This is a genomic window from Chitinophaga sp. GbtcB8 (assembly GCF_019091455.1).
Classification (GTDB): Bacteria; Bacteroidota; Bacteroidia; order Chitinophagales; family Chitinophagaceae; genus Chitinophaga.
Window position 1 is genome coordinate 1 of record NZ_JAGXJN010000065.1, and the last position, 21,224, is coordinate 21,224.

At 47.6% G+C, this 21,224-nt stretch carries 12 protein-coding genes and 1 tRNA gene; all 13 read right to left on the reverse strand.

Going from position 1 to position 21,224, the window contains the following annotated elements; genetic code table 11:
- Window positions 1-60: 60 nt before the first annotated feature.
- Window positions 61-393: a hypothetical protein gene (locus tag KVT36_RS30730; protein ID WP_217607253.1), complete on the reverse strand. Its 333-nt coding sequence runs from the start codon at window positions 391-393 to the stop codon at window positions 61-63.
- A 40-nt stretch (window positions 394-433) separates the two neighbouring features.
- Window positions 434-1,477 carry a ParA family protein gene (locus KVT36_RS30735; RefSeq protein ID WP_217607254.1) on the reverse strand — a complete coding sequence of 348 codons (1,044 nt, stop codon included), beginning with the start codon at window positions 1,475-1,477 and terminating at the stop codon, window positions 434-436.
- Between the two features lie 613 nt (window positions 1,478-2,090).
- Window positions 2,091-2,161 (reverse strand) — tRNA-Gln (locus KVT36_RS30740).
- A gap of 67 nt (window positions 2,162-2,228) precedes the next feature.
- A complete protein-coding gene (locus KVT36_RS30745) occupies window positions 2,229-3,401 on the reverse strand; it encodes an efflux RND transporter periplasmic adaptor subunit (RefSeq protein ID WP_217607255.1) in 1,173 nt (390 codons plus the stop codon).
- Window positions 3,402-3,403: 2 nt separating this feature from the next.
- Complete coding sequence (locus KVT36_RS30750) at window positions 3,404-4,651, reverse strand: ABC transporter permease (RefSeq protein ID WP_217607256.1); 1,248 nt, start codon at window positions 4,649-4,651, stop codon at window positions 3,404-3,406.
- A complete protein-coding gene (locus KVT36_RS30755; protein WP_217607257.1) occupies window positions 4,644-5,330 on the reverse strand; it encodes an ABC transporter ATP-binding protein in 687 nt (228 codons plus the stop codon). Before KVT36_RS30755 ends, KVT36_RS30750 begins: the two co-directional genes overlap by 8 nt.
- A 12-nt stretch (window positions 5,331-5,342) precedes the next feature.
- Complete coding sequence (locus KVT36_RS30760) at window positions 5,343-6,068, reverse strand: thioesterase II family protein (RefSeq protein ID WP_217607258.1); 726 nt, start codon at window positions 6,066-6,068, stop codon at window positions 5,343-5,345.
- 5 nt (window positions 6,069-6,073) lie between these two features.
- Complete coding sequence (locus tag KVT36_RS30765; RefSeq protein ID WP_217607259.1) at window positions 6,074-7,753, reverse strand: cyclic peptide export ABC transporter; 1,680 nt, start codon at window positions 7,751-7,753, stop codon at window positions 6,074-6,076.
- Window positions 7,754-7,778: 25 nt separating this feature from the next.
- Window positions 7,779-11,612, reverse strand: coding sequence for a non-ribosomal peptide synthetase (locus KVT36_RS30770; RefSeq protein WP_217607260.1), 3,834 nt, complete (start codon window positions 11,610-11,612; stop codon window positions 7,779-7,781).
- Between the two features lie 21 nt (window positions 11,613-11,633).
- Window positions 11,634-13,586, reverse strand: coding sequence for a condensation domain-containing protein (locus KVT36_RS30775; protein WP_368670058.1), 1,953 nt, complete (start codon window positions 13,584-13,586; stop codon window positions 11,634-11,636).
- A complete protein-coding gene (locus KVT36_RS30780; protein ID WP_217607262.1) occupies window positions 13,587-18,035 on the reverse strand; it encodes a non-ribosomal peptide synthetase in 4,449 nt (1,482 codons plus the stop codon).
- A gap of 28 nt (window positions 18,036-18,063) precedes the next feature.
- Entirely contained in the window at window positions 18,064-18,810 is a 747-nt protein-coding gene (locus KVT36_RS30785) for an aspartate/glutamate racemase family protein (RefSeq protein WP_217607263.1), read from the reverse strand.
- Window positions 18,811-18,833: 23 nt separating this feature from the next.
- A partial coding sequence (locus tag KVT36_RS30790; protein ID WP_217607264.1) for a condensation domain-containing protein occupies window positions 18,834-21,224 on the reverse strand: 2,391 nt, incomplete at its 5' end.

Below are 21,224 nucleotides of genomic sequence, written 5' to 3' on the forward strand. Positions count from 1 at the left end.
GGGTGGTTCACTTTGGTCTGGAATAACTGGTTCACTTTGATCCGGAATTAGTGGTTCAGTTTAGTCCGGATTATACATTAAAGCATCCGCTATTTTTTCAGGATCTTGAAATGAAAGCTGTTTATGACGCTGAATAATCTCTTGCTCAAACCAGTAATGCGATGGTGGCACACTTGAACTTTGAATATTGATTAATGTACTCATTGAAACCGGAAAACTATTAAATTTACTCGTCTTATTTCTGCTACCATTAAATGTCTCTATCATTCCTATTCTAACAAATTCATGTATCAACTTGTCTAATGCGCTTACTGCGTAAACCCATTGTGCACGCAATAAATCTGACAAATCATTGGGAAGTTTTAAATCATTCTTTAGATGAGCATGTAACATGCCTAGCTCTTTTACGTACCGCATGTTTTCATTAAACTGGTTAAGCGAGTTCCGCATAAGGCTGTAATGCTATTATTTTTTCTGATATTGCTTCAAAAACGCCATAGAAAGCATCTCTATTTCGAATCATACCTTCCAAGACAGGCCCTGTTTCCCCTATCTGTTCCTCGGTTAATTGAAATATTGGTACTCCAGCGTTATACGCTTTTGGTAACAATCCTTGAAAATCAGAAATTTCAGCTAGGCAATAATCATCAGATATTTGTGCTAACCTGTAATTTTCAGGAGTGAACATCATCCTGTACTTTGAAATCTCTGGTACAAATCCGTCCCTAATAGTTCTTCTTATTTCCGCAATATTATCTCTATAAGGCCTAGCCGCACGGCCTTTCCTTATATTAAATCTTTGGATAACAGAACCTATAAATTTAGGTTTAGACTCAGACATAGGATATGAGGAATCTGCAAATATTGGTCTCATACGATCAGCCCATTCAACCCATCGTGGCAATATTTTCCTTAATGTATCTAAAGCCATTATTGAAAACGGATCAGGGTTTGTTGGAATGATAAATGCATCACTTAAAACAAAAAAGTTTTGATTTATTGCGCTTAATCCAGGGTTTAAATCGATCAATACGTATTCAACTCCATATTTATCTCCTGTTAATCTAATTAACTCATTAAAAGCACCAGGTAAATTCTGAAGAGTGGTAATTGCATTATTCGAGTTCTGCGCAAAGCTTAATGCTGCATCGTACTCACTAAGATTTGCATGCCCGGGAAGTAAATAAAGATTTCGGTTATGTGGGTTGCGATAACATTCAATTGCTCGTATTGGTTCAGGTTTTCCTTCAAACGCAACTTTCACACCATCCTTAATATTTTGATCTTTCGTCCCATCTTCAATGTAATATTGCTCAAACTCATCCCCTAGTATCAATCCAGATAAATTACATTGGGGATCCGCATCAACAAGAAGAACTCTATGTCCCTTATTTGCAAGCATCCAGCCTATATTATATGTGGTTGTAGTTTTACTTACACCTCCTTTATGATTAAAAAAAATTATCTTGGTTGCCATAAGTCGTTTCTTTCTGTGTTAATATCTTAATACCGTGTCTTATATTGTAAAGTGTGTCACATCACATAATCATTAAATATAATTATAACATCTATTTTACTTGTAAAACGAGGCGACTTTTCCAACCGCTCCTAATATTGACAGTTCGCCTTTCTTTGGAATGATCTGATTAATTGGAATCTATGTCATCAACTACAAATAAGAAGAATTTGCAGCCTAACAACTGTTAAAAGAGGATTCCCTAAGATAAGGAGAATATGGGAATATCTTTTCAATTAACGCTTAATGAAAGCCAACACATTCTTTATAATTTAAGTTTAAGCACGCTCAAACTCCTCCGAAAAAAAACCTTCGGCTTCATCCCCAGCTAATCAATAATCTTCAATAATTGACGAAAAAATCCTCTCTTGATTGATGTACAAACAAATCGTTTGAAGGATGCGCGGGAAATCGGAGCAGATAAAGAATTAGACGCCTCAGATTTTTAGAATATAAAAGGAAGAATGTATAGATAAAAATGAAGTGCCCAGCTAATATATATGCCTGATGAAGGGTTTCTTCTAAAATAAAAACTGGACAAGTAGCGATCTATCGCACTTGTCCAGTTCCTTTGTTGCCCGACCTGGATTCGAACCAAGACAAACAGAGTCAGAGTCTGTCGTACTACCGTTATACTATCGGGCATTACGCGAATTGGGAGGGCAAATGTATAAATTTTTTAAAAAATAGCCAACAAAATATATTTTCTCCTCTAAAAAACCGCCTTTAGCCTATCCGTGGCCTTTAACCCGCCCAGCACCTGGATATTGATCTCGTCCGACAAACCCAGCTGTACATACCTCTTTTCAAAGGTCTGGGGCTGCACTTCTACCTCCACATAAGGTTTTTCCTTCTCAAACCGTACCACGCTTTCCCGCACGGCCAGCACATTATTCAGTTTTTCCAGCACAATGTCTGCCGTGGCGCTGTACCCTGCCCGCAGGAACTGGGTGCTGTCCAGCTTAATGGCAGCCCGCACCTCAAAAGTGGTGGCGCCCTCCTCCTTTACCCCGTTGGGCGAAATAAATTCCAGCTGGGCGTGATAGGTCCTTTCTTCGGTGGCTCGTACGGTAATGGCCAGGTCCATCCCGGTTTTTAAGCGGTTTACGTCGGCTTCTTCCACTTTGCCGGTAAAGATCATGTCGTTCATATCTGCAATGGTGGCAACGGTAGTGCCTTCATTGAAGGTGTTACGTTCTATTACAAAGTTCCCTTCCTTGGCAGGTACATCCAGCAATATGCCATTCACGGTAGAGCGTACTTCATTAGCGGCAATGCCGGATTGTGCAGAGGCGCCTACTTTTACCAGCTGCAGGGTGTTCTGCGCTTCCCGAAGGTCGGCATCGGCCTTATTGAAATTCAGCAGGTACTCATGGTATTCTTTTTCCGCTACTACCTTTTCCTTGAACAGCTGCTCAAAACGTTCTTTTTCTATTTTGGCGTTGGTGTAGGAAATGCGGGCTTTCTGCAGCTCGCTTTCCGCTTTGCTCAGGTTCACCGCGTCCGGTGTAAGGCGGATCTTAGCCAGCAGCTGACCGGCTTTCACGGGCTGGCCGGCTGTTACGTATACCTTTTCTATAATACCGGATACCTGTGCTTTTACCTCGATCTGTTTGCGGGGCGCTACCGTACCGGTGGCCACTGCTTTCTGCACGATGTCGGTCACAAAAGCAGTGTCAGTGTTATACACGGTTTTTACTTTGCCGGAACGCTGCGATAAACAGCCGGGTACTATTACCAGCAAAGCCAAACCAGCGGCTGCTGTGGCATACATGCCCAGGTTCTGCCATATTTTTATAGTTCTGTAACCGGCTATTATTTTTAAGAGCACCAGGGTTACACGCGCTGCTGTTAGCAGTAATACGCTTTTCTTTCTCGTTTTCATGTCTACTCAGTTTTAAGTGCTTCAATCGGGTTTATTCTGGCTGCATTGCCGGCAGGCACCAGCCCGGCCAGGGCGCCGGTTACCACCAGTATTATTACGGCGGTAAGTGCTACCTGCAGATCTATTTGCGGGTCTTTGAAAAATTCGCTTTTGAAACCGGAGCTGTCCAGTAAGTTGCGCACACCGGCAATAATGCCCATACCGGTGATCAGTCCTACATAACCGGCAGCGCTGGTAATAACTACGGATTCCATGATGATCAGGCTTATAATAGACGCCGGCGTAGCGCCTAACGCTTTACGCACGCCTATCTCCCGGGTACGTTCCTTTACAATGATGAGCATAATGTTGCTCACGCCAATGATACCGGCTACGATGGTGCCTGCGCCTACGATCCAGATAAACAGCCGGATGCCGGCAAACAGGCTCACATACTTGTTAAATTCTTTTTCGGAGTTAAAAGAGCCCATGGCTTCTGTATCCTGCGGCTGGATGGTATGCCGGGCAGCCATCAGGCTCCGGATAGCCGCTTCCACTTTTTCTGCCGGTACATTGGGCCTTGGGCAAACAGTGAACAGGGAAATATTATCCTTATAGTCAAATGTGTGCTGTAACGTAAACAGGGGTACGAAAACCGTTTCGGCATCTTCCTTATGGCTGGCCGATTCCTCTGTGGTAAAACAGCCTACCACGCGAAAAGGCACGCCCTGTATGTTAATGAACTGCCCGATGGGATCCTGTTTGGGAAAGAACACTTCCCGGATGCGCTCCCCTATCACCGCTACTTTGCGCTCCTGCTGCAGATCCAGGATATTCAGGAAACGGCCTTTGGGAAAAGCCATGGTCTTAATATGCTGCAGGTCCGGGTGCACACCTTTAAGTGTAAACGCCATGCTTTTTTGCCGGTACACCATGCTTATTTTTCCATTGGGGTTCAGTCCCGGCGCCAGGTATTGAATATCGGGAACCTTATGCAAAATGGCTTGGTAGTCGCCATTATCAAACGTGATCTTACGGCCCTGCGCTAATCCTTTGTAAGGGGTGCGGGTAATTTCCGGCCAAATGTAAATGCTGTTGCGCGCAGCGCTGCTAAACATCTGGTACACGCCGTTCTGCAGGCCTTTACCGGCGCCCAGCAACAATACCAGCATTAAAATGCCCCAGAACACGCCAAAGGCCGTGAGCAAGGTTCTTAGTTTATGTTTTTTGACAGAGCTCCAGATCTCCTGCCAGTTATCCAGGTCAAACATGATATAAAATATTTGTGTCAGCAGTTACCAAACCATCTTTTACACGGATCACGCGTTCTGCCTTATCCGCAACATCCTGTTCATGGGTAACCATAATAATGGTCATACCCTGCTCATGCAGCTCTTTGAACACCTCCATAATTTCATCTGAAGTATTGGAATCCAGTGCGCCGGTAGGTTCATCTGCCAGTATGATCTTGGGGTTACCTGCCAGTGCGCGGGCTATGGCCACTCGTTGTTTTTGTCCACCGGATAAGGCGGTGGGTAGGTGATCTGCGCGGTTCTTCAGTCCCACACGGTCCAGCAGCTCCAGCGCCATTTCATTCCGCTTTTGGCGGTTTACTTTCTGATAGTATAAAGGCAGCGCTACATTTTCCATTGCATTTTTAAACGGCAACAGGTTAAATGACTGGAACACAAAACCAATGTACTGGTTCCGGAACCAGGCAGCCCGCGACTGGGAAAGATGTTTCACCAGTGTGCCGTCCAGGTAATATTTGCCGGTATCATAATCATCCAGTATGCCCAGCACATTCAGCAACGTGGATTTACCGGAGCCCGACTGTCCCATAATGGCTACAAACTCACCCGTGGCCACTTCCAGGTCAATGCCCTTTAAGATGGGCAGCTGGCCGTTGGCTGTTTTATATGCTTTCTTCACCTGTTGTAATACTACCATAACTCATCATTTTTATGCATACACCGCGGTATGCTGTTTTTTCCTTGCACCGGTCAGCAGGCCGGCCATTAGCTGCACGATCTCTCTTTCATGATCGTAAATAAAAAAGTGATCCCCGGTAAATTTGCGTACGGTTATCAGCACTGTGCTTTCCTTTTGCCAGGCCAGCGCATCTTCAAAGCCGATATTTTCCTGCAGGCCTGTTATAACAGTCACGGGTATATCAAAAGGAGCGGTTTCCTCATGTTCGTAAGTATGCAATGCGCCCAGGTCAGAACGGATAATGGGCTCAAAGAAATCCTTGAGGTCTTCGTTCCTCAACAGCTCTTCCGGGCAGCCCCCCAGTTTGGCCAATGCTTCAAAGAAAGCGGCTTTGGGCAAAGTATGAATAACCGCGTCCTGCTTTACAACAGACGGCGCTGCGCGGCCGGTGAGGAATAAGTGCAAAGGCGCGGGCAATCCTTCCTGCAAAATGCGTTTCGTAAGCAGGTAGCAGAGCAGGGCGCCCATGCTATGCCCGTACAAGGCATAAGGCTCATGCAGGCGGTCCTGCAGCTGCTGAAAAACATCGTTGGCCATATCGTATATATCACCCAGCAAAGGATCGGCAAAACGGCTGCCCCTGCCCGGCAGGTCCACCGGTATAATACTAACCTGCGGGCTGGCATACTTTTCATATCCCTGGTAAGAGTAACGGCTACCGCCTGCAAATGGCAAACAAAAAATATTCACTTTCATACTTTTCAGTTATTACATACATCAATGGAAAAATGGGCATTTTCAGGAGTGATCATCGTATCGGATACGATCTTACCATAATCGAATTTGAGCATACGGTCGGCACAATCAAAGTAATGATCATCATGCGTTACGGCGATGATGGTTTTACCCCTGCGTTTTAGCTCCGGGATCAGGCGTTTATAAAAGTAGGCTCTGAAATGCGGGTCCTGCTCTGCTGCCCATTCGTCAAGCACCAGTATGTCACGGTTCTCCATAATAGCGTAGATCATGGCCAGCCTTTTCTGCTGTCCTTTTGACAAATTGTTATCAATGAAGTTGCGGTCGTTGCCGATGCGTATGGCGGCGGTGAGCTCCATCATTTCTATGAGCTTACTCAGCTCTTTATTGTCTGCGCTCAGATCAAACTGATCATAATTCTCATTAAACAGGTAAGCATGGGTGAAGATGGCAGAAATATGATTGCTGTAATGCGGGTAAGCTGCCAGCGGAATTACCTGCCCATTCAGGCTAATAGTGCCGCTGGTGGGCTGGTACAAGCCGGTTAGCAGGTTAATGAAAGTACTTTTCCCGCTGCCATTACCACCAGTAATAAACACCACCTCTCCCCTGTTAAAAGTGAGGTTCACCGGGCCTACACGGAACACCTTGTTCTGCTTTTCATCCTTATACTCAAAGGTTACCTCACGGAAACGGATCTCCGCAAATTCCCCTTTAATGGCAGGCGCATCCCCGAAGGAATCCGTTACGGTCACTTCCGCTTCAATATCTGCACGGATGCCGTCAATGCGTTCCAGCGCAATCTTTACATTGGTATAATAAGGAATGATCTTTACCAGGGATGCCAAAGGACCCATAAGGTACAGGATCACCACTATGAAAGGCACTGTTTGCGCCAGGCTCAGATGCAGCAGGTTTGGCAACAGGAAAATACCTACGCCCAGCGCTATGTACCAGCTATAAGTGCCGGTAAGCTCATTGTCCAGGTATTTTACGGCGCTGCGGGAACCCAGCTCTTTTCCTTTCAGGCGGTTCTCTTTCAGGTAATCATGATAGATGCGGTCATTTCTTTCCGTGCTCATTTTCACTTCCTTAAAACCGTAGATCAGGTCGCGCAGGTACTGGTGATAATCGTTCTGCAGATCCCGCACTATGTTCAGGTCTTTTTCGATGCGCTTATTGCGCCACATATAAAAGGTAAGCAGTGCGCCGGTAAGGGCCAGTACTGCCAGGCCGCCCAGGGGTGATACCCAGAAAAGGTACGCTAACGCACAAACGATGATCACGGCGGAGTTCACAACAGCTACCAGCACCTCCGGTATATAAGCCAGTATGCGTACATCGCCAATGGCTGTGTAAATACGCTGTGCGCCCAGCTTTTCAAATGCCTGCCAGGTGGCAAAACGCAGCTGCTGTAAAATGGACAGCTCGTAATGCAGCAGCAGCTCCTGCGTTAATTTTACCATATAGGTCTGGAATATTTTGGTGCACACCAGCGACAGCAGCACTAAGCCGGCAAAGATCCAGCCGTCATAACCTTTTGCAAAAGACAGGGAAGAGCCGTTCACTGCATTATTGATGAATGCCAGCAAGCCCAGGTACACAATGCTGTTTACGCTGCCCAGCGTTCCTACAAACAGCAGGAAGTATTTTGATTGTTTCCGTAATAGCTGAAGAATTTGCATTTCTTTTGTTTTTATAGGTCAACAATTATGCGGTTACAGGTGCAGCGCAATGTTCAATAATACCGTTTAATGCAGCCTGGTAGTTTTCCAGCAATCCCTGTATAGTATCGGCAGCAAAACGTTTCACACTGTAATCTATGGTGAGCGTGAACAGGCCGCCTTCCGTCATGGCGGTGATGTACAGCTCATACTCCCTTTGCTCACGTGTATCCTGTAAAGGGCCGGTGTCTTCTTTTGCAAAACCAAAGGGCAGGTTCGCAATGTCCTGGTCAAACTGCCCAAAGTAGTTGAAGGCAATTTGTTCCGGTGCGCTGAAATCCAGATCCTGTTTGTGTTCCGCTGCTGTTAAATATTTGAGGATGCCGTAACCAATGCCTTTATTTGGGATGGCATGCAAGCGTTTTTTATTACGCTTAATAAGGGTGCTCAGATCATCGCCTGCAACAGTAAGTATCACCGGGTACACGGTGGTAAAATAACCCACAGTACGGCTCACATTCACCTGGTCTAAAATATCCTCACGGCCATGACCTTCCATCAGCACACGGCATTGCTCCCATCCGAAGGATTGCCGCAGGCCCAGTGCCAGGGCAGTTAACAGCAGGTCATTGATCTCTGTATGAAAGCGGTTATGTACAGCGGTAAGCAATAAATGCGTAACATCCGCTTCCAGCGATATTTGTTTGGTAGCACGGTCTTTTATTAAGTTACTACCCTGCGGAAAATCAGGTTGCAGCAGGGGCGTATTCACGGCCAGTATTTTTTGCCAGTAGGTTCTTTCCGGCAGGAAAGCTGCGCTGTTGGCGTAAACCTGCAATTTTTCTGCCCATACTTTGAACGCATCTGTTTTGCGGGGCAGGCTAAAAGGCTGCGCCTGCAGGTGCTGCCGGTACAAAGTGCCCAGATCTTCAAACAGGATGCGCAGCGATACTACATCTGTTACCAGGTGATGCACGATCATTGCCAGGCGGTCGCCATCCGGCAGGTGGAACAGGGCTATTTTTAGGAGCGGCCCTTCTCCCAGGTTAATCTGCGCCTGCATGGCCCGCAGCTTCTTTTCCAGCTGTTTTACTTCCGTATACTCATATTCTTCTATAGAAAAGGGATGATCCAATCCGTGGTTGTATTGCGCAACGGTGCCATTCTCTAACCGGAACGTGATCCTTAATGCATCGTGATGTTCCTGTAGTTTCTGGAAAATGGTCGCCGCTGTTGTGGCTTCCAGCCGTTCTTTGGAAAAGAACAATAATCCAAAATTGAAATGGTCATACGCTTTACGATTAAAGGCAAAGAACTGTTGCTGGATAGGCGTTAAGGGCAGCTCACCGGTAATTACGCCCTGGTTGGCCAGCTGGCTTAAAGGAGTTACCTGTGCAGCCAGTCTTTTAATAACCGGGTAACGCAGTACCTGCCTTACTTCCAGCCGGTAGCCTGCTTCATACAGGTGAGAGGTGATCTGTATGGCTTTGATAGAATCTCCACCTAATGCAAAAAAATCATCCTGCACACCAATATTGCTAACACCTAATACTTTGCTGAATGCTGCTATTAATATGGCTTCGCAATCATTGCAGGCAGCTTCATAACATTTGTTGTTATTGACTGCTCCGGGTACAGGCAGGGCGCTGCGTTCTACCTTACCGTTATTGGTAACAGGGAATTTATCCAGGTACATGATATGCGCCGGTATCATGTATTCAGGTAAGCGGGTGGCCAAAAATTCTTTTAATGCAGGTATGGATAACTGTGCAGTGGCGGTGCAATAGGCTACCAGGCTTTTCACGGCGTTCTCCTGCTCATGCACCAGCACCACCGCTTCTTTTACTGTTTCATATTGCAGGAGGGCATTTTCAATTTCACCTAACTCAATGCGGTATCCTCTTATCTTTACCTGGTTATCCCGGCGGCCCAGGAACTCTACTTCACCGTCCTCATTCCAGCGGCCTAAGTCGCCGGTACGGTATAAGCGGCCATCTTCTGCACCAAAAGGATCTTTCACAAATTTTTCGCTGGTAAGCTCCGGGCGGCCACGGTAGCCTTTAGCTACCCCTGCCCCGCCTATACAAATTTCCCCGGTAATGCCCATGGGCACTAGTTCCAGGTTTTCATCCATAATATACAGCTGGGTGTTGGCAATGGGTTTGCCAATGGTGCTAAGGTCCGTAGCTATGTTTTTTACATGTTTTACCGTACAGCCTACTGTTATTTCCGTAGGACCGTATTCGTTATAGATGTCCATAGCAGGATTCAGCCGCTGCAGGGTGCTTACCTGGAAAGCAGTAAGCGTTTCGCCGCCTACTATCGCATACTGCACCGGCGTGCTGTCCAGCGGCAGGTAACTGAGCATGCTGATATGGGAGGGTGTGAGCTTTACCGTATTTACACCTGCTGCGCCGCTGAACAGTTCCAGCAGAATATCGCTGATATCCTTATTGCCACACACAAACAAAGTATCGCCCCTGAGCAGGGTGGTAAAAATGCAGGTAATGGTCAGATCAAAAGATATGTTGGTAAACAACGCAAAGGTTTTACCCAGTATGTTGTTAAAGTAATAATCATTAGCCCATAACAGGTAATGGGAAAGGTTGTCCAGCCCCAGCATAACGCCTTTGGGCAAACCGGTGGAACCGGAGGTATAAATTACATATGCCAGGTTACAGGGTTTGCTGGATAAACCGGGGTTTTCCGTCTTACCATTCAGCGATGGCAGCAACAGATCCAGCAGCTCCCGTGCACCGGTATAATCCTGCAGATACTGTAGCTGGTTATTTTCCGTGAGTAATACTTTGGCATTGGCATCCTGTAAAATATGTGTGATGCGGTTAGCAGGCGTGCTGGTATCAATAGGCAGGAAAGCTGCTCCTGCTTTGAGTATGCCCAGTATGGCAATGATCAGCCTTTCAGAACGTTCTGCCAGTACGCCAATAATATCATCCGGCTTTACCTGGCATTGCTGTAACAGGTAATGCGCAAGCTGGTTAGCCTTTTCATTCAGCTCCACATACGTAAGCTCCGTTTCTTCAAACACCAGCGCAGTGGCATAAGGCGTTTTCCTTACCTGCGCTTCAAACAGCTCCTGGAAAGTTTTTAACAGAGCATAATCTTTATTGGTGCGGTTCAGGTCGCGCACCAGTTTCATTTTCTCGTCCAGGTCAAGCAGCATCACATCCTGCAGCAGTGTATCCATGGATTCAAAGCCGGCCAGCACATTTGTTATATGTGAGGACAGCCGCTGCATAAAAGCAGCTTCAAAAGCAGTAGTATTATAATGGAGGCTGATATGCAGGGTGGCAGAGCGTTTAATGCTGATCACCAGGTCGTAGTTGTTAAACTGTGTTACCGGCATATGAATGGTATCCCAGTGAATGAGCACATTGCTGTTGCGCATTTCCTTTTGCTCATAGATCAGTTCCAGGGGATAGTTCTGATGCGTATAACTTTCCTTTACGGTTTGTTTCACAGCAGCCAGGTAATCACGTAAGGATAGTTCATTAGCAGGTTCCAGGATCAGCGGTGTTACCGGCGCCTGTACCTTGCCTTTAAACCCGGGAGTATATAGCGGGCTGTCAATGGTTACCCGGTTGCTGCCGCTGTATTTTTTTAATAAGATGCCAAAGGCTGCCAGCAGGTACACAAATGCACCGGTATCGTTATCGCCTACACGCGCTACCAGGTTGTTGTACAATTCACCGCTCAGCTCAAAATGCTGTACGGCCTGCCGGCTGTCGTTTCCCGGTGTGTTGGCATTGGTCTGCCGGAATTTAAACGCGCCATAACCCGCTGCCAGCTGGCGGCTCCAGAACTCCTGGCTGGGCTGGTAAACCGGGTCCAGGAAACGAACTTTATCTATTGCGTTCATTGGTTTAGATTTTAAGGGTCATCAAAAACTGAAATCAAATGCTTCTTCCAGGGCTGTTGGATCTGTGCCGCCATTGTTACTATCTGCTAAGGTGATGGCTGCAATTGGCTGTTCCGGTTGCCGTACCAGGACTGTCAGCAGTTCCAGGAAAGTATCCCGGATCTGTGTTATGGTATGCGCTTCAAAAAGGTCTGTATTATATTCAAGTATGGTGGTGATGGTTTCACCGGCATCATAAAACCTGAAAGAAAGGTCGTATTTGCTGGTAGCGCCGCCGGCTTCCAGCTCCGTGATCTGCAGGGCATCCGGCTGGTTTTGTTGCACATCTACTACGGCAATGTTCAGCAGATCGGCATACACTTCAAACAGCGGGTGCCGGCTTTCATCCCTGCCCAGCTGCAGGTCGCTCACTAAGCGGTCAAAGGGATAGGCCTGGTGCTCATAAGCACCCAGCATGGTTTCCTGTACCTTTTCCAATACCTGCACAAAGGAATCGCTGCCCTGTAATAAAGTACGGAGGGCCAGGGTATTGGCGTACAGGCCTACCTGTTGTTCCAGCGCCGCATCTTCCCTGCCGGCATGTACAGATCCAATGGTGATATCTTCCTGCGCTGTTACCCGGTACAGCAATATTTTCACGGTCGTTAATAAGCCGGTGAACAAGCTGCTGTTAAACTGGCGCATGATGGGTTGCAGGGCTTTTACAAGCGTACTGTCTATTTCAAACGTAAGGTCGTTACCATTATAGGTTTTTACAGCCGGTCGTTGTTTGGTGGGCAAAACCAGCACCGGCGGCAGTTCATTAAACTGTTCCCACCAGTAAGCCTGCAGCTGTGCAGCGCGGCTGCCGCTTAATTCCTGGTTATGCCATACTGCATAATCTTTATACTGTAAGGTAAGCGGCGCCAGGTTATGCGGCGCACCGGTGGTGTAATGATGGTACAATGCCAGCCATTCTTTGGTAAGCACTTCCAGCGACCAGCCATCGGTTATAATATGATGCAGGTTAATGAGCAGTACATGCTGCCGGTCTTCCAAACGGAACAGGGTGCATTGGATCAGCTGTTCATTAGCCAGGTCAAAAGAATGGTTAGCCGCTTCCGCCAGTAACATATTCAACAGTAGTTCCCGGTCGTTTTCTGTACGCAGGTCTTTTACGGGGATAGCAGTGGTTACCGGTTCCTGCACCTGTTGCACCGGCACACCCTGCACCTCTGCAAAACGGGTGCGTAATATTTCATGCCGTTCCAGCAGGTGGTTAAATGCTTTGGTAAGCGCTGCTGTATCCAGCCAGCCACTGATCTTTAATGCACGGGTAATATTAAAGGCAGTAAGCCCTTCTGCGGCCTGTTCCAGCAGCCACAAACGTTTTTGCGCATGGGATACCGGGTAGTACTGCCGTGCGGCAGCGGCTGTAATGGCCTGTGCATAATTGTTTACCGTATTACTTACCAGCGCTGCCAGCGCCTCAATGGTAGGATGTACGAACAGGTCGCGCAGGGCCAGCTTTACGTTTAACTGTTGTGCTACGCGGGATATAACACGGGTTGCATTCAGGGAATGCCCGCCGGTTTCAAAGAAATTATCTTTAACGCCTATACGCGGTTTGCCTAATACCTCCTGCCAGATGGTTACCAGCATTTCTTCTGTAACATTCCGCGGAGCCAGGTACTGCACACCGGTAAAGGCAGCTTCACCCGGCGCCGGTAAGGCTTTCATGTCAATTTTTCCATTGGAGGATAAGGGCAATGCATCCAGGCAAACAAAACAACCCGGTATCATATAATCCGGCAGATGTTTGCCTGCGTGTTCCTTTACTGCAGCCAGGTCCAGCGACCGCTGTGCTACCAGGTAAGCCACCAGGTATTTATTGCCGCCTGCATCTGTTTCTGCAATGAGCACGGTTTCTTTAATATCCGCATGCTGCAGCAATACATTCTTGATCTCTCCCAGCTCTACACGGAAGCCACGGATCTACACCTGGTGGTCCTTACGGCCCATGAACTCCATGTTGTAATCTTCCATCATACGGCCCAGGTCACCGGTACGGTACATACGGCCGCCCAGCTGCGTATTAAAGGGATCTGCTACAAAAGAGTAGGCTGTTTTCTCTGCATCATTGGCATAACCTTCTGCTACGCCTGCACCGCCTATGTACAGCTCCCCTACTACGCCCTGCGGCACGGGGTTTAAATGTTCGTCCAGTATGTAAAAGAAATTATTGTCGATCGGTTTGCCATAAGGCACGCTCAGCTGGGCCGACATATCCTTTTCCACCGGGTAGTAGTTAGACCATACCGTGCCTTCTGTTGCACCACCCAGGCTTATCACCTGCGTTTGCGGGAAGTATTGTTTAATGCGTTGCGGCAGGTTCACCGGTATCCAGTCGCCACTCATGAACACCACCCGCAGGTCATTTTGCTGGTATGGCAAACCTGTTTCCGCTATTTCATTTACCAGGTAATTCATAGTGGTAGGCACAGAATCCCAGAAGGTGATACGCTCTTCCAGCATCAGCTGCCGCAGCTTTTCCACGTCGGTTACTTCCTCCTGCCGTGCAATCACTACGGTGCCACCCACGGCTAGTATGCCGAAAATATCATACACAGACAGGTCAAAACACATGGAGGTAATGAATAACAGGCGGTCCTGCTCATTCACGCTAAAGCGTTTGTTTACCCAGGCTACCAGGTTCACTGCTGCATGGTGTGCAATCATCACACCCTTAGGGCGGCCGGTGGAGCCGGAGGTATAAATAGTATATGCCAGCTCTTTGCTGTTCTTTATTATGCCGGGGTTATGATCCGGGTAAGCAGCATTTAATACGGTTGTTATATCTACTGCATCCGCTGCCACCGCATTTGCCTGGTCTGTTAATACCAGCGACACGCCTGAGTTGCCAATGATATATAACTGCCGGTCTGCCGGGTAAGCGGGGTCAATGGGTACATAAGCAGCACCTGCTTTCAGGATGCCGTACAGGCCAATGATCATATTAAAACCGCGGCCGGTAATAAGGCCTACATTGCCGGAGGTTTGTATTCCTTTTTCTATAAGAAAGGCCGCTACCTGGTTGGCTTTGCTGTTCAATTCCGCATAGGTCATTTCCACGCCATCCAGCCGCAGGGCTATATTGTGCGGCGTTAAAGCAGCCTGTGTTTCCAATAGGCCATGAAGCGTACCGTTGGTTGCATATGGTGCTACTGTATCATTGAAGGTATATAACAATGCCTGCTTTTCATTAGCGGTAAGTATATCCATTTCCGTGAGGGCTATGTTACTATTCCGTACAATGCCTTCCAGCACATTTTTATAATGCGCAAGCATGCGCTGTACCCTGCTTTCGCGGAACAGGTCTGTATTATATTCCAGCAACAGCTGCAGCCCTTCCGTTGTTTCCGTGATATTAAAAATGAGATCAAATTTCGTGGTATTGCTGCTGAAAGGATAAGACGATACACTTAACCCTTCCGGTGCAGTGTAAGCTTGCCCCATGCCTGCATTCTGTAATACCAGCACTACATCAAACAAAGGCGAGCGGTTGGTATCCCTTTCCAGCTGTAGCTCATTCACCAGGCGGTCAAATGGGTATACCTGGTGCTCAAAACCATCCAGCACGGTTTTGCGTACCTGTTGTAAGAGCTCTGTGAAAGTACCTGTACCGGAAAACTGTGTACGAAGTGCAAGCGTATTGATGTAAAACCCTAATTGATCTTCCAGCTCCACGTAATTACGTCCGGCTATGGGCGTGCCTATCACCATATCTTCCTGGTAAGCGTAGCGGTATAATAAAGCGTGTAAGGCGGCCAGTAATACCATGAACAAGCTGGCGTCCTGCTGCCGGCCTAAAGTGGTAAGCGCCTGCTGTAAGGCAGCATCTACCTGTAAGTTAACGGAACTGCCGTTGTAAGTTTTTACAGCGGGCCTTGGCAGATCAGGGTACAGCTCCAGCTTGGGAACACCGGCTGCAAATTGTGTGCGCCAGTAATCACGGTGCTGTTGCAGGTTATTACCACTTAGCTGCTCCTGCTGCCAGTTCACATAATCTTTGTATTGAATAACCAGCGGTGCCAGGGCTTCGCGTGCGCCCTGTGTATAGGATTGGTACAGGTTCACCAGCTCCCCAAAGAAAACAGCAACGGACCAGCCATCAGATATAATATGATGCATTACAATCACCAATACCTGTTCATCTGCGTTCAGTGTGTAAAGCTTTACCTGCAGCAGCGGGCCATTTTCCAGGTCAAATACTACAGCAGTATCATTGGTTACGCGGGTTTGCAGCTCCTGTTCCGGATCAGGCGTATTGCTCAAGTCAATCACTGGCAGGGTAAAGCGGAAAGCGGCAGCTGCCTGCACTTTCTGGCGGGGCGTTTCTGCTATCGTAATAAAAGTAGTACGTAATATTTCATGCCGGCTTATAAGCGCGGCAAAGGCTTTTTCCAGCGCATCCTTATCCAGCTTACCTTTTAAGCGGAAGGCATTGGCCATGTTATAGGCGGTTTTGCCTTCATTGAACTGGTCCAGCACCCAAAGCCGGCGCTGCCCGTCAGACAGCTGGTAATGTTCCTGTACCGGTTGTGGCACAATAGCGGGTTTTGTTTCCGCGGTACTGTTAGCGATCAGTACTGCCAGCTGAGCAATGCAGGGGTGATCAAACACATCACGGATGCGCAGGTTCACGGCAAATGTTTTATAGATACGGGATATAAGCTGTGTTACTTTCAGTGAATTGCCGCCTATACGAAAAAAGGATACTTTCCTCCCGATCTGCTCTACACCCAGGATCTCCTTCCAGATGTTTTCCAGCTGCTGTTCTGTTATATTGGTTACTGCTTCATAGCTGGCAGCATCCACCACAATAGCTTCCGGGCGGGGCAGCTGTTTTTTATCCACCTTGCCATTGGCATTCAGCGGAAATTTTTCCAGCTGTATAAAGTAGCCGGGTATCAGGCTCTCATTCAACAGTCCTTTTAAATGCCGGCGCAGCGTGGTTTCCGGGATGGCGGTACCGGTATAATAACACACCAGCTCATGCTGGTGGTCGTTATTCTGCCAGGTAATTACCTGGGTTTCACAAACACCATTCATTTCCAGCACGGCCTGTTTTATTTCATTCAGCTCTACACGAATGCCGTTTATCTTCACCTGCTCATCCGTGCGGCCCAGTATTTCCACACTACGGTCGTGCAGGTATCTTCCCAGGTCGCCGGTTTTATAAATAATATCTGTGCGGTCTTTTATCAGCGGGTTTTGAACAAACACGGTTCTTGTTAAGGCTTCATTTTTAAAATAGCCTTTGGTCATGAAAGGGGTTTTGATATACACCTCCCCGGTTTCACCAATACGGCATAACTGCCCGTTATTATTGAGAATAATAAGTGCAGCATCTGCAATGGGCTTGCCTACATGTATGGGTTGTGAAGGCGCTTCCGCTACTTCGCGGATGCGGTGAAAGCTTTTAATGAGCGTGGTTTCAGAGGGGCCGTAAAAATTCACCAGCTCCACATGATCACCTGCTACGGCGCGGAAAGTGTGAACATCTTTTGCATATAATAATTCCCCGGCCATTATTACCTGCTGCAGCTTGTTGAAATGCCTGGCCGCAGGTGCTGTTTGCAGCTCTTTGAGTATTAAGCGCAGCAATGAAGGTACGCAGTGCATGAGTGTAATGCCCGCATCATTGATCCAGTCTATCAGTTTAGAAATATTGCTTTTAATATCCTCTCCCGGTATACACAAAGTGCCGCCACTGCATAAGGGTACAAAAATATCGCGGAGAGATGCATCAAAGGTGAACTGTATCAGCTGGCTTACGCGGCAATGCTCATCTATCCCAAATTCTTTTATTTGCCAGCGGATGAAATGTGCAAGGCTTTCATGTTTGCCCAGTATGGCTTTGGCTTCACCGGTAGAGCCGGAGGTATAAAAAATATAGTTGCTGTCGTTAGCTGTAACTGCGACCTCCGGCGCTGCTGTGGGTAAGGGGGATGATAAGCTACCCCAGTGCTGGCTAACGGTAATATTCCCTGCTTCATCCAGCAGCACCAGGTATTGGATCTTAAGATCCAGCTGCTGTAACAGATTTTCCACCTGCTCTTTCATAGCCAGCTGGATAATGAGCACCTGCGTACCGGTTTGGGTGAACATTTGCAGCAGGCGTTTCCAGGCGAAATTGATATCTACCGGCAGGTAAATACCGCCGGATTTAAAAACAGCCAGCAAGGAACGCACCAGGTTAATACCGGAAGGCAGCATTACGCCTACAATAGTATCCTGCTGTACGCCTAATCGGCGCAGTGTGCCGGCCAGCTTATCGGCGCCGGTGTTTAACGCATGGTAGGTGATCTCTTGTGTTCCTTCGGTTATGGCTATACGGGAAGGGAACTGTTGTGCTTTATTTTCAAAATCGATATGTATCATGGCGGACTGATTGAGGATTAAGGCATGCTTATACGGCTATCAGGGCAGGTACCGGTATTACAGGCGTTAGTTTTTCATAACACTCTGTGATCACCGCTTTGGCCAGTATATCCATAGGATCAATGAAAGGCACCGGCACATTATCCTGGTTCAATGCCAGCGGCACTTCTGTGCAACCGGCTATTATAGCATCCGCGCCCATTTCCAGCAGGCGGTTCATTGCCCGCTGCATCAGGCGGATAGCGCGTTTGGAGATATTGGAAGATTTAAGGCCATTCTCCATGTACACAGATAGCATGAATAGCGCTTCCTGCTCTTCTTCATTCAGCGTAAGCACCGGCAATCCATGCTTATGAAATTCACGGTGATAGATCCCTGAGCTGATAGTGCCGCTAGTGGCCAGCAGCCCTACTTTGGAGAAATTGTTCTCCTGTACATGCTGCCTTACCAGCTCAACCGGGTGCAGGATCTTAGCTACTGCGTATTTGGAAAACTCATCATAATAGTAATAGGAAGTATTACAGGTGAGCACCATTAGATCTACATTACTCTGGTCCAGCAGCTGAATGGAGCGTACGATCTCTTTCAGCGGTGATGGCTCATTGTGCAGGATGGCGCGGGTACGGTCAGGGATAGCCGTATTATTGTGTATGATCACTTCTATAAAATCCTGGTCTTTTACTGCGGGACAGTAATCAATGACCTTGTTGAAGAACAGGGAACAGGCCCTGGACCCCATGCCGCCAATAATACCTAGTTTTTTAGACTTTCTCATGTGTTAGATTTTTAAGGAATTACTTATTTCATAATGGCTGCCATGAATTCATCTTCTGTTGTTGTCTCCCGTTCCGATGGTAATAACTGCAGTTCCCCTAAAGGAATATGCTGATTAGCTGTTACCTGTTGCAGGCAAAACAGCAGGTTGTTGCGCATTTCGTGAATAGTAGCTCTTTTGAACAGGTCTGTATTGTAGCGGATGATCACATTTACCTGCTCCCCTGCTTTTATATATTCAAATGCCAGGTCAAACTTGCAGGCTTTGTCTGCCAGCTTCAGGTCCGTGATCTTTAACCCGTTCCAGGTAGTATTTTGTTTTTCCTGCAGGGTGCTGTCCATGTACTGGATCCATACATCCGTTAGTGGAGAACGGCTGCGGTCGTAGCTTACCTGTGTAGCCTTTACCAGCTGCTCAAAAGGATACAGCTGGTGATCATATGCTTCCAGCGTGGTTTGTTTTACTTTTCCCAGGAGGGTGGCAAAACTATCATCACTTTCAAACTGCGTTCTGAGTGCCAGCGTATTCACATATAACCCGATCTGGTTCACCAGGTCTGCATGATCCCTGCCGGCTGCCGGTGTGCCTATCACAAGATCCTGCTGGCCGGTGTAGCGGTATAACATAGCTTTCACTGCTGCGGTTAATACCATGTACAAGCTGGCTTCCTGCTGTAATGCCAATTCAGATAAACCTGCTGTTAAAGCACCATCCAGCACAAAGGGTACGGTATCGCCATTGGAGGTTTTAACAGCCGGGCGCGGATGATCTGTGAGCAGATCCAGCACTGGTACTTCGCCGCTGAACTGCTGCAGCCAGTATTGTTCATGCTGCTGAATAGCTGTACCGGAGAGCTGTTCATTGATCCAGCCTGCATAGTCTTTATACTGTATGGGAAGTGGCTTATTGATGTATGCATTCCCGTTAGCATACCGTTCAAACACTTCTTTTACCAGCACTTCCATTGACCAGCCATCTGCAATAATGTGATGCATGTTTAACAGGAAAATGTGTTGCTCATCCTGCAACTGGTACAAGCGGATGCGTAACAGCGAACCGGCCGCCAGGTTAAAGGGAAGCGCCAGCTCCTGCTTCATCAGGTCATGCACTTTCATTTCATTATCCGGCTGGCTGCGCAAGTCTGTTACCTGCAGATCCGGTTCGCAAGTGGTAAGGTCCTGTACCTGCTGGCGTGGTTCTCCGTCCACCATAATAAAACGGGTACGTAATATTTCATGCTGCTGCACCAGCGCGGTAAAGGCGGCTCTTAATGCAGGGATGTTCAATGCACCTTCCAGCAAAATGGCTTCCGGCATATGATAAGCCAGCGTATCTTCTTCCAGCTGGTCTGCTATCCAAAGGCGTTTCTGCGCTGGCGATAGCGCGTAATGCGTTTGCCGCGGAACCGGTACAATAGACTGGTACGCTGTTTTACCGGTAAGCGCAATAGCAGTGGCCAGGTTCTCAATGGTAGGATGTACAAAGATGGTACGCAGATCTATTTTAGCCTGCAATACTTTATGCACCTGCGATAACACGCGGGTGGCTTTTAAGGAATGCCCGCCTATCTCAAAGAAGTTATCCAATACACCAATGGGCGCCCTGTTCAACACTTCTTCCCAGATAGCCACCAGCTTTGTTTCCAGTGCATTGCGTGGCGCTACATAATTATTAGTGACTGTTGCAGTAAGTGTAGCGGCCTGTAAAGCTTTGTAATCTATTTTTCCGTTCACTGTCAGCGGGAAGCTATCCAGCTGCTCAAAACAGGATGGAATCATGTACACCGGTAAACGGGTTTCCAGGAAAGAGCGTAGAGCGGCGGCCGTGAGTGCTTCGCTGGCAGTGAACCAGGCCACTAACTGCCGGTCTTCTTCCGTATTGTCCTGCAGCAGCACTACTGCCTGTGTAATGGCTGTGTGTGCCTGTAAAGCGCTTTCTATTTCACCCAGCTCTATGCGATAACCCCTCAGTTTTACCTGGTGATCATTACGGCCCAGGAACAATAAGTTCCCATCTGCCTGCCAGCAGGCCATATCACCGGTTTTGTATAAACGGTTATTGTTGATGATAATAAAACGTTCCTGCGTTAGGGTTTCCCGGTTCAGGTAACCGCGGGCCACGCCTGCGCCGCCTATGTACAGCTCCCCGAGTATGCCTACCGGCAACAGTTGCTGCTGTGCATCCAGGATGTAATACTGCGTGTTGCGCATGGGCTTACCAATGGGTACATGACCAGATGCGGGAATGGTTTTCAAAGTAGCTTCGTAGTAAGATGCATCGATCGTAGTTTCCGTAGTGCCGTAACTGTTAAGGATGCGCAGGTGGCTGCCAAACCTTTCCTGCAAACGGCGAAAATCTTCTACCCTGCAGGTATCTGAACCCAGGATCACCAGCTGCATAAAGGAACTATCTAA